The following is a 10,355-nucleotide window of genomic DNA, read 5'->3' as shown; positions in this document are numbered from 1 at the left end:
GGCATGGGGAGGCCACCTGTCGACGTCCAGACCCTGGCTGCGGCGGTGCGCAACAACGAGCGCGCCGGGTTGGCCAGGGCGATCACACTGGTCGAATCGACCCGTGCCGATCACCGGGAGCAGGCTCAGCAGTTGCTGTTGAAACTGCTCCCGGATGCCGGGGGAGCGCTCCGGGTCGGGATCACCGGTGTTCCCGGTGTCGGAAAGTCGACCTTCATCGATGCGCTCGGAATGTATCTGATCGGGAAGGGACATCGCGTCGCGGTCCTCGCAGTCGACCCGTCGTCCACCCGCACCGGTGGGTCGATCCTCGGCGACAAGACACGGATGGCGAGGCTTGCGGTCGAGAAGAGCGCCTACATCCGGCCGTCCCCGACGGCAGGCACACTCGGCGGCGTCGCGAAGGCGACGCGAGAGACGATCGTGCTGCTCGAGGCGGCCGGGTTCGACGTGATCCTGGTCGAGACGGTCGGCGTCGGGCAGTCCGAGGTGACCGTCGCGAACATGGTCGACTGCTTCTGCTTCCTGACGATCGCCCGAACCGGTGATCAGTTGCAGGGCATCAAGAAGGGCGTGCTCGAGCTCGCGGACCTGGTTGCGGTCAACAAGGCCGACGGAAAGCACCAGCTGGAGGCGAAGGCCGCGGCCCGCGAACTCTCGGGTGCGATGCGATTGATACACCCACACGATGCGATCTGGAAGCCTCCGGTGATCACCATGAGTGGTCTCGAGGGCACCGGGCTCGACGACTTCTGGCGCACGGTCCTGAAGCATCGCGACGTCCTGACCGAGGCCGGGCAGTTCGAGGAGAACCGGCGGCGCCAGCAGGTGGACTGGACCTGGACGATGGTGCACGACCAGCTGCTGCGACGACTCGAGTCGAACGAGCGGGTCGGGAGGATCCGGGGAGAGATCGAGGCGCAGGTACGTGACGGCTCGATCACCGCGGCCCTGGCTGCGCACCGAATACTCGACGCGTTCGACGGAACCGAATAGCAGCGTCCCGCAAGGAGGCTCGAATCCGGGAAGGTCTACACCTCGGGGTCTCGCCTCGCCGATTGGTTCATGGTGCTCGCGAAAGCGGCCACCCGACCGACGAGGTCGTCGAGAAAAGCATCGGGATCGGTGTCCCACGCCACCCGCGCGTTCGGCGGTCTGCCCCACAGCCCGAACCAGTCCGCGACGGTTTGGCCGCGCGTGATCCGTCCCTCCGTCTCGACGTCCACGGTTGCGGGGCGGTACTGGGCGAGGTCGGGGTCGAGCGCGACCGCGGCCGCGAACGGGTCATGCATGTGGGCGATGAACCCCTGTCCGTGGTCGCGGTGGAACTCGAAGTAGAAGCGCACAGCGTCGGACAGGTGACGCACAACGGGATTCGACGTCACCGACCGCGTCGACGGGGCATCGTCGGAGCGGATGGTCTCGGCGGGCGTGCTGCCGGAGAGTTCGGCGAGACGGCGCAGGTGCTCGGGACGCAGGACGATCCGCTCGGTCACGTCGAGTCCGCACACGATCGGGGCACGGTCGACGGGAACCGCGGAGAACGCTGCGAACACTTCGGCGGCCGCCTCGGGATCGACCGAGATGTTCCATTCCGCAACGGGAGTCGTGTTGCCGGGATGATGGAAGGCGCCACCCATGATGACCAGGCGCCGGAGTCGGGCGGGGAGGCCGGGATCGGTACGGATCGCCAGGGCGAGGTTGGTGAGGGGGCCAGTGACGAGCCCCACCATCTCCCCGGGACGTTCCCGGGTGAGGTCGACCCAGGCCTGTGTCGCGGTCCGGTCGGACGGACGATGCGTCGGCGTCGGGAGGATCGCGTACCCGATGCCCTGCGGTCCGTGCGTGTCCTCGGTAGTGCGCAGCGGCGCGGACAACGGACCGTCGGCACCCACCGCCACCTCGACGTCGGTTCGACCGCACAGTTCGAGCCATGCCAGGTTGTTGTTCGCGACCTGGGCGGTGGGGACGTTGCCTGCCGTCGACAGGACCGCCACGATGTCGGCGTCGTCGCGGGCGAGCAGGTAGAGCAAGGCGAGTGAATCGTCGATGCCGGTGTCGACGTCGACGATCAGTGGTGTCCGCGCGGTCACCGGGGACCGCTACCGACGGACGCGTACGTGCAATGGGGCACAGGATGTTTGGCCGAACGTCTGCTGAGGTAATTGGCGTGGGCGGCTAGGTGTTCGGTCACGGTTCCATGATGACGGACGTAGCCCGATCCTGCGATCACCACCGGGGTGGGTCGGTTCCCCAGGCGCGGGCGGGGAACGGATAGTCGTCGAATTCCGTGAGGGCTGGGCGGGCCGTGGTGATCCCGTCGTGGGTGACAACGGTATCCGCTCCCGGGAGTAGCGCCGGGCGCGCGGACGCGCGACGGTTCGGGCGCTCGAGCAGCCACGCCGCGGTCCGTGCGAGTGAGACGCGGACGTCGCGGCCGGCTCCGTCAGCTCGAGCTTCGACGAGAGCATCGATCACGCCGGACGCCAGCAGGTAACCCGAGGCATGGTCGAGCGCCTGGGCCGGCAGTGCGCCGGGCCGACCGTCGCTGCCCTCGATCATCGCGATGCCCGAGGCGGCCTGGACGATGCTGTCGAACCCGCGCCGGTCCGCCCAGGGCCCCGACCGGCCCCACGCGCTGACCCGTCCGTGGATCAGTCCGGGTTTGACCGATCCGGGGGTCCCGACCAGGGCCTCGAGCGCGCCGGGCCGGTACCCCGTCACGAGGATGTCGGCATCGGCGAGCAGGGTCCGGAACTGCGCGAGCCCGTCGGAGGCTCGCAGATCGATGAGCGCGGACCTCTTGCCCTGCCCGCTCTCGCGGTGCTGCCATTCGATCTCGGGCATCTGCGGGGGGTCGATTCGCAGGACGTCGGCGCCCAACAGCGCCAGCGAACGCGATGCGACCGGACCGGCGACGACGCGGGTCAGGTCCAGCACCCGCACGCCCGCGAGCGGGGCGTCGCCGGCGGGCATCCGCAATGGCCCGTGATCGGACCGGACCTGCACGCTGACCAGGTCGTCGGATGCGGCGGCGACGCCCGGCCCGGAGGCCGCCCATTCACTCTCGGTGCGGACGCGGACTGCGATCGCGCCCACGTCCGCCGCAAGGTCCTCGACTTCCGATGCCGACATCCGCGCGAGTCGGGTGGCGAACCGGTCGCGATCGGTGTCCTCGGGCAGCCCGACAGCCCCTAGGATTCGACGCCGGTGATGCGGATAGTTGGCGTGGGTGCGTACCCAGCCGTCCGCGGTCGGGAAGAACCCGGACAACTCGGCGAACGCGTCAACCCGCGTGCCGTTCCAGCGGAACATCCTCTCGCCGGCGAACGCGGCCGCGATCCGCTCCGCCCGGATCGGTCGGCCGGCGGGTGGGAGTCCGGCAGCATCGCGCAATCGGCCGGCAGCCGCCCGGAACGTGGTGACCGCGGTCCACGCCAACTCGTCGGTCGGCAGACACGACGACAGGTAGCCCCCGAAGTCGATCACCGCGGCGCGGTAATGCGCGCATCAGGAGCCGAGCCCCGGGTCACAGACGTCGTGCCTCGATGGTGAATCCGGCGCCCCGGAGGCGGTCGACGAGCACGTCACCCAGCGCGGTCGCCGGTGTCAGGACGCCACCGGGTGACTCTGGGAGATCGTCGCGCTGCAGCGCAAGCGAGAGTGCGGACTCACCGAGCATCACCGCGGTCGCGGCATAGCCGGGATCGCCCTGGGCGGAGATCCGGGACATGTAGCGCGCCCCGGACGTCGTGCGGGTGTACGCATCGGTGGTGAAGTATCCCTGCTGACGGCTCTTTTCGTTCGGCCCCTCGCCGGGCTTGGGCAGCACGCGGTCGAGCACCCACCTGGTGGGCGCGAACGACAACCCGGCCATGAGACCCCCGAGGACGGCCCCGACGCCGACGGCGATTGCGGGAGTAGCGAACGACGATCCGACGCTCATCACCTCCCGATACCGGAAATCGCGCCCGTACGCCCATCCGCTGAGGGCGTTGCTGCGGCGGACGACGCGGGTGTTGAACGGAGCCATCACGAACGGGGCCTTCCACCCGTTCAGTTCTGGTGCTATCTCGGAGCCGCGGACCATCATCGTCATGTCGGGCTGCCTACCGAGGTCCGGCTCGGCCGAACGATCGGGGCTCAGCGAGTACGGCGATGCCGCGAGGCGCCGCAGCTTGGCGTCGTGCTTGGTCACGTCCAGTTGCGTGCGCATCGAGTCGATGGTGCCTCCGCTGACTCCGCCACGCATCTTGACGACCAGGGTCGTGTCGGTCAGGGTGCCCTCTCCGTCTGCCTGGACCTGTTGGTTCAGCACGTGGACGCCGAGATCGGACGGGATGGAGTCGAATCCGCACGAATGCACGATGCGCGCGCCGGTGGACCGGGCCGTGTCGTGGAAGCGGTCGATGCTCTCCCGGGCGAAGAGCACCTCGCCGGTGAGATCGACGTAGTCGGTTCCGGCTTCGGCGCACGCGCGCACGAGGGGGAGTCCGTACTTCGCATACGGCCCGACCGTGGTCGTGATGACATGAGCGGCGGCCGCGAGGTCCCGCAGCGAGGACTCGTCCGTTGCATCGGCCCGGAGCAGCGGCCAGTCGGCAGCGGCCGGCCCGAGTTCGGCGCGGACTTGTTCGAGGCGCTCGACGGATCGTCCGGCAAGACCGATGCGAGTGCCCTCCGGCGCGTGCTTCGCAAGGTACTCGGCTGTGAGGCGGCCGACGAAACCGGTGGCTCCGTATACAACGACGTCGAGATCGCGTGAGCGTGAGGTCATGGCTCAACGTTACTCGAGAGTAGGGCCTGAGCGACATCGGGGACCGGCGACATCGGGGAAGGTCAGGTCAGACCGCGGCATGGCGCCGGCGGCGAAGCCAGGGAAGGACAAACCCGGCCCACGACACGAGCACGGCCACCGCGACGAGCGTGCGTACGAGATCGACCGAACTCTCGGGATATACCACGCCGGTCAGGTAGTGGTCGATGAAGCCGCTCGACGGCAGCATCGCCTCGCCGCCCCGCTCTCGGGCCCAGTTCTCGAGGTGGGTCAGGGGGCAGTCGAAGCCGAACAACACGGTGCTGAAGCCCCAAGTGACGGCGATGACGTGCAGCCAGATGGTGCGCCTCCAGCGCCACGCGAGGAACCCTCCCACCACGACATAGCCGAGGAAGGCCAAGTGGGTGACCACTGTGGCGTCCGCCAACATCCGATACAGCACTTCGACACCTCCCACCGCGGGGACGTGACCTCATCCAATACCAGATTACTGCGGTTGTTTGACCACGAGTACCGGCACGTCGACCTCGAGCAGAAGACGCTGCAGAGACCGTTCGAGGAGGAACTTGCCGATCGGCGTCATCCGACGCCCGCCCGCGACGAACAAGCCGGCGCCGCTGTCGGCAATCAGATCGACGAGTGCCCCGACAGGGTCACCGCTGTGCTCGGAGGTTCGCAGCTCCCATGGGGATTCCCCCACACCACCCTCGTCGAGTACGCACTGCACAGCGGTTCGCGCCGCGTCGGCCTGCGCAGTTGTCGACTTGTCGTCGACGATCTGAAGCACGAGGAGTTGCTCCCGCCGTCGCATCGCCTCCCGGGCGGCGTGCACAACCGCCCAACGGCTCTCGGGAGTGTCGCTGAACGCAACAGCGATGGCCATGAAACCTCCCGGGAAACATCGGTGTCGGGTGGGCCTGTCCAGTATTGCCGGTCCGGAGCGGAATCCGACGGCGCCACGCGTCGCCTTTCACCGCCCGGATTATCACCAGGGAGAAGGCTCGTAGTCCTTCAGGAAGCATCCGTGCAGGTCGACGCCCCGCTCGCCCTGCACGATCGGGTCGTACACGCGAGCGGCGCCGTCAACGAGGTCGAGTGGGGCATGGAAGCCCTCCTCCGCGAGTCGCAGCTTCGTGTAGTGCGGCCGCTCATCGGTGATCCAGCCCGTGTCCACCGCGGTCATGAGGATACGGTCCGCCAGCATCTCCTTGGCGCTCGTGTGGGTGAGCATGTTCAGCGCTGCCTTCGCCATGTTGGTGTGCGGATGGCCGGGGCCCTTGTAGGCGCGGCCGAACTGGCCCTCCATTGCCGAGACATTGACCACGTACTTCCGTCGGGCCACCGCCGCAGCCATTGACGCCCGGAGGCGGGAGACGAGGATGAACGGGGCCACCGAGTTGCACAACTGCACCTCGAGCAGCTCGATCGGATCGACCTCTTCGACGGTCTGCACCCAGCTGTTGGTGTGCGCAAGATCGGGCAGCAGGCCGCCCGCGTCGATCGCGACACCCTGCTCGATGCGGGCCGGCGTTGCGGACCCCGCGACGAGTGCGAGCGAGCTGACCTCGTCCGCCGAGAGGCTCGCCGACGCCGCCAGAGAAGTCGAGAGCGAGCCCGCCAGCGCTGCCGGATGTGCTTCGCTGGTCTTGCCGAACGTCACGACCTCGGGCAGCGCGCCGGCGGGTAGGGGGCCGGACTCGGCATCGACCAGGGCGCCGTATGCCCCCGCCGAGCGGCGGACGGTCTGCGCGGCGTTGTTGATCAGGATGTCGAGCGGGCCCTGCGCGGCAACGGAATCGGCCAAAGCCACCACCTGTGCGGGATCGCGGAGGTCGATACCGACGACGCGGAGGCGGTGGATCCAGTCGGCACTGTCCTCCATTGCTTTGAACCGTCTGACGGCGTCGTTCGGGAAGCGCGTGGTGATCGTCAGGTGCGCGCCATCGCGCAGCAGACGCAACGCGATGTACATGCCGATCTTGGCGCGACCGCCCGTCAGCAGGGCCCGGCGCCCGGTGAGATCCGTGCGTTGATCCCGCTTCGCGTGGCTGCGCGCGGCGCAATCCGGGCACAGCTGGTGGTAGAAGGCGTCGACCTGCGTGTAGCGCTGCTTGCAGATGTAGCACGGGCGTGGACGGATGAGAGTGCCCGCGGTCGCGCCGGCGGCGGTCGACGTCAGTGGGATCCCGGCGGTCTCGTCGTCGATCCGATCGGGTGAGCCGGTCGCGGTCGCGGCGACGACGGCACGGTCCGCCGCGGAGATCGCGTCGCGGGCCTCCTTGCGACGCAACTGCTTGAGTTTCTTGAACATGTTGCCGACTGCGCGTTGCACGACAACGGAATCCGGGTGATCGGCGTCGAGTTGGGATGCCTCCGCCAGCACCCGTAGGCAAGTCTCCAGGTCGGTGGGGTCGATACCCGTCATCGGTTGTGCCATCGGTGGGTAACTCAGTCCTGATCTCGTGCGGGTACCTGACCCGGAGTGGGCCGACGCCCGAGTCTACCGACCGGTTGAACCCGGTAGTTCGGGGTGCCACGCGGGTGACACGACGCTTGCGCGGGAGGACCATTCTAGGTACCAGGGGGATTGCCCCCGGGCAACCCCCCACTCGAGCGACAACCCTCGAGGAGGGTGATGACAATGAACGAGTCGAAGGGGTCGTCCGGTCAATCCGGGGCGGACGACGCAGGCGGCGCCCCAACAGGCAGCGCCGTCGGAACTTTCGAAATGTTGCATGCGGAATCGGTGGTGCCGGTCGAACCTCCGTTGCAGAAGGAAGGGCCGTTCCTTCCCGAACTGACCGAGGTGGACCTGCTGGTGCGGGCGCCGGAGGCCCGGCGTGACTTCAATGTCTCGGGATCAGGTGTGACGGTGGCGGTGCTCGACACCGGACTGCGGACCAGCCACGTCGACTTCGCGGGCCGGGTTGTGCCGGGCCGCAACTTCACCGCCGACTACGGCGGCGATCCCGGGGAGGTCGCCGACGGTCACGGGCACGGGACCAGCGTGGCCGGGATCGCCGTCGCGGGAAGGATCCACACCGGCGTCGCCCCCAGCGCGAGGATCGTCCCGGTGAAGGTGCTCGCCAATGACGGCACCGGCCGCTTCGCCGACATTCGTGACGCGCTGGACTGGGTGCTCGATCGGCGGGCAACGCTGGGGATCTCGGCTCTGTGCCTGGCGACGGGCGCTGCGGACAACCGTACGACGGATACCGACATGCCCGGCGACATGATCGGCGCGCTGCTGCAAGAACTCACCGACGAGGGCGTGTGTTGTTGTGTCGCCGCAGGCAACGACTACTACGCGCACGGTGGCATGCAGGGAATGTGCTACCCGGCGGTCTTCCGGCAGACGATCAGTGTCGGCGCCGTGTACGACGCGGACGAGGGCAGTTTCCGGTATCGCTACGGCGCGAAGGCATTCGAGTCGGACTCGGATCGGCTGACGCCGTTCACGCAACGGCTACACCGGACCGTGGGTGGCCCGAGCGCAACCGACACGTTCGCCCCCGGCTCCCCGATCACGTCGTCCGGGATCCTCAACGACACCGCGGAGTCGATCCAGTACGGGGCCAGCCAGGCAACGCCGGTCGTGCTCGGGGTCGTATCGCTGCTGCAGTCGTTCTACCTGCGGACGAAGGGTCAGCTACCGACGGTCACCGATGTCAAGCGGTGGATACAGCGCGGTTCGACCGTGGTCTTCGACGGCGCCGACGACCACGACAACGTCAACCACACCGAACTGACCTTCCCCCGGGTGAGCGCCATCGGTTCGCTGCTGGCATGTGCGAAGGATCTTGCGGTGCGCGAACTTTCGAAGGCGGACCGCGCCGGGCTCGGAACGGAGGCGATGCGGGACTGAGCATGCGGTCACACTTGCCGAACGAGAGGTCCCCCCGGCTCGAAGGAGCCGGGGGAACCTCTCGTCTGTCTCAACTCAGAGTGTCCGAGGGGGGACTTGAACCCCCACGTCCGTTAATAGGACACTAGCACCTCAAGCTAGCGCGTCTGCCATTCCGCCACTCGGACTCATTCGTTGCTCGCACGTTCGCGAGATATTCGGTTGTCTATCGTTTCGCCCCGCTCTCCGCGGTGCCAGGAAAGATTATCCGATATTGACCCGTGTCCCTAATCGGCTGGTCAGAGGGCATTTGTGTCTTATGTGTACCCGAATGTCGGACCGCGAGCCGAGCGCCTGACGGTGGTAGGAAAGTGATGTGGCATCAATCGAAGAATCTGTGGCAGTCGGTCGCGCCGAATCCGAGGTCGTCGACCTCGTCAGCGCACTGATCCGGTTCGACACCTCGAACACCGGTGAACTCGAAACCACAAAGGGGGAGCGGGAGTGCGCCCTGTGGGTGAAAGACAAGCTCGAGGAGGTCGGGTACGAGACCGAGTACGTCGAGTCCGGCGCGCCCGGCCGGGGCAACGTCTTTGCGCGGCTGCGAGGCGCGGACCCGACACGCGGGACGCTGATGGTGCACGGACATCTCGATGTCGTTCCGGCCGAACCCGCGGACTGGAGCGTGCATCCCTTCTCCGGTGCGGTCGAGGAAGGCTACGTGTGGGGACGTGGCGCCGTGGACATGAAGGATATGTGCGGCATGATGCTGGCGCTCGCGCGCCAGTTCAAGATCGAGGGCACAGTACCGCCACGTGACATCCTGTTCGCCTTCGTCGCGGACGAGGAGGCCGGCGGCAAGTACGGCTGCCAATGGCTGGTCGACCACCGTTCAGACCTGTTCGACGGCGTAACCGAGGCGGTCGGGGAAGTCGGTGGTTTCTCCCTGACCATTACGCGAGGGGATGGCACCGAAAAGCGTCTCTATCTGGTAGAGACGGCGGAGAAGAGTCTCGGCTGGATGCGGCTGACCGCAAAAGCCGCCGCGGGGCACGGCTCGTTCCTGCACGACGAGAACGCCGTCACGATGCTCGCCGACGCGGTCTCGCGTCTTGGAAACCATACGTTCCCGCTCGTGCTGTCGGACTCGGTGGCCGAGTTCCTGACGGTGCTCGCACAGGAGGCCGGAGTCGAGTTCGATCCGGACTCGCCCGACATCGACGGCGCGCTCGCCAAGCTGGGCTCGATCGCCCGAATCGTCGGTGCGACCCTCCGTGACACCGCGAATCCGACGATGTTGCGCGCCGGCTACAAGGCAAACGTCGTTCCGCAGACCGCGGAGGCGGTCGTCGACTGCCGGGTGCTGCCGGGCCGTCAGGCGGCCTTCGAACGCGAAGTGGACGAGTTGATCGGCCCGCACGTGACCCGCGAATGGATCACCAAGCTCGACTCGTACGAGACGACGTTCGACGGCGCACTGGTGGATGCAATGAACGCGGCCGTTCTCGCGCACGATCCGAATGGACGTACGGCCCCGTACATGCTCTCCGGGGGAACGGATGCAAAAGCGTTCGCACGATTGGGGATTCGCTGCTTCGGGTTCGCCCCGCTGCGGTTGCCTCCGGAGCTCGACTTCGCCGCACTGTTCCACGGCGTCGACGAGCGGGTGCCGGTGGACTCACTGCACTTCGGAACTCGTGTGATGGAACACTTCTTGCTGCACAGCTGATCCCG

At 67.5% G+C, this 10,355-nt stretch carries 9 protein-coding genes and 1 tRNA gene; 3 read left to right on the top strand and 7 right to left on the bottom strand.

The genetic code is table 11. The annotated features are described in order from the left end of the window. Positions 1–3: 3 nt before the first annotated feature. The gene (gene meaB, locus EF834_RS09270) at positions 4–996 is read left to right on the top strand and encodes a methylmalonyl Co-A mutase-associated GTPase MeaB (RefSeq protein WP_127946934.1); all 993 of its coding nucleotides are present in this window, start codon (positions 4–6) and stop codon (positions 994–996) included. Between the two features lie 35 nt (positions 997–1,031). On the opposite strand, the gene EF834_RS09265 is transcribed toward meaB, so the two are convergent. The 6 genes from EF834_RS09265 to EF834_RS09240 form a co-directional block, all read right to left on the bottom strand. Beyond that, entirely contained in the window at positions 1,032–2,093 is a 1,062-nt protein-coding gene (locus tag EF834_RS09265) for a nucleoside hydrolase (RefSeq protein ID WP_127946933.1), read from the bottom strand. A 136-nt stretch (positions 2,094–2,229) separates the two neighbouring features. Then, positions 2,230–3,489: a CoA transferase gene (locus EF834_RS09260; RefSeq protein ID WP_235871082.1), complete on the bottom strand. Its 1,260-nt coding sequence runs from the start codon at positions 3,487–3,489 to the stop codon at positions 2,230–2,232. Positions 3,490–3,529: 40 nt separating this feature from the next. Then, entirely contained in the window at positions 3,530–4,777 is a 1,248-nt protein-coding gene (locus tag EF834_RS09255) for a saccharopine dehydrogenase family protein (RefSeq protein ID WP_127946932.1), read from the bottom strand. Between the two features lie 67 nt (positions 4,778–4,844). Continuing rightward, complete coding sequence (locus EF834_RS09250) at positions 4,845–5,219, bottom strand: DUF2784 domain-containing protein (RefSeq protein WP_206615243.1); 375 nt, start codon at positions 5,217–5,219, stop codon at positions 4,845–4,847. A gap of 45 nt (positions 5,220–5,264) precedes the next feature. Next, positions 5,265–5,660 (bottom strand): universal stress protein, encoded by a 396-nt coding sequence (locus EF834_RS09245; protein ID WP_127946931.1) that lies wholly within the window; start codon positions 5,658–5,660, stop codon positions 5,265–5,267. Positions 5,661–5,762: 102 nt separating this feature from the next. Beyond that, complete coding sequence (locus EF834_RS09240; RefSeq protein WP_127946930.1) at positions 5,763–7,214, bottom strand: SDR family NAD(P)-dependent oxidoreductase; 1,452 nt, start codon at positions 7,212–7,214, stop codon at positions 5,763–5,765. A 204-nt stretch (positions 7,215–7,418) separates the two neighbouring features. On the opposite strand from EF834_RS09240, the gene EF834_RS09235 reads away from it, so the two are divergent. Continuing rightward, a complete protein-coding gene (locus EF834_RS09235; RefSeq protein WP_127946929.1) occupies positions 7,419–8,642 on the top strand; it encodes a S8 family serine peptidase in 1,224 nt (407 codons plus the stop codon). Positions 8,643–8,723: 81 nt separating this feature from the next. Here the strand turns inward: EF834_RS09235 and EF834_RS09230 are convergent. Then, positions 8,724–8,809: transfer RNA gene (locus EF834_RS09230), tRNA-Leu, on the bottom strand. Between the two features lie 188 nt (positions 8,810–8,997). On the opposite strand from EF834_RS09230, the gene EF834_RS09225 reads away from it, so the two are divergent. Continuing rightward, positions 8,998–10,350, top strand: coding sequence for a M20/M25/M40 family metallo-hydrolase (locus EF834_RS09225; RefSeq protein WP_127946928.1), 1,353 nt, complete (start codon positions 8,998–9,000; stop codon positions 10,348–10,350). Positions 10,351–10,355 lie beyond the last annotated feature (5 nt).

It is taken from the genome of Rhodococcus spongiicola, assembly GCF_004011835.1.
Lineage (GTDB): Bacteria > Actinomycetota > Actinomycetes > Mycobacteriales > Mycobacteriaceae > Prescottella > Prescottella spongiicola.
The sequence above is the reverse complement of the archived record's forward strand: the minus strand, read 5'-3'. Positions and strand labels throughout refer to the sequence as shown.

Coding starts and splice junctions, on each gene's coding strand:
- meaB (WP_127946934.1), top strand. CDS start 4: ATGGGGAGGCCACCTGTCGACGTCCAGACCCTGGCTGCGGCGGTGCGC.
- EF834_RS09255 (WP_127946932.1), bottom strand. CDS start 4,777: ATGACCTCACGCTCACGCGATCTCGACGTCGTTGTATACGGAGCCACC.
- EF834_RS09240 (WP_127946930.1), bottom strand. CDS start 7,214: ATGGCACAACCGATGACGGGTATCGACCCCACCGACCTGGAGACTTGC.
- EF834_RS09235 (WP_127946929.1), top strand. CDS start 7,419: ATGAACGAGTCGAAGGGGTCGTCCGGTCAATCCGGGGCGGACGACGCA.
- EF834_RS09245 (WP_127946931.1), bottom strand. CDS start 5,660: ATGGCCATCGCTGTTGCGTTCAGCGACACTCCCGAGAGCCGTTGGGCG.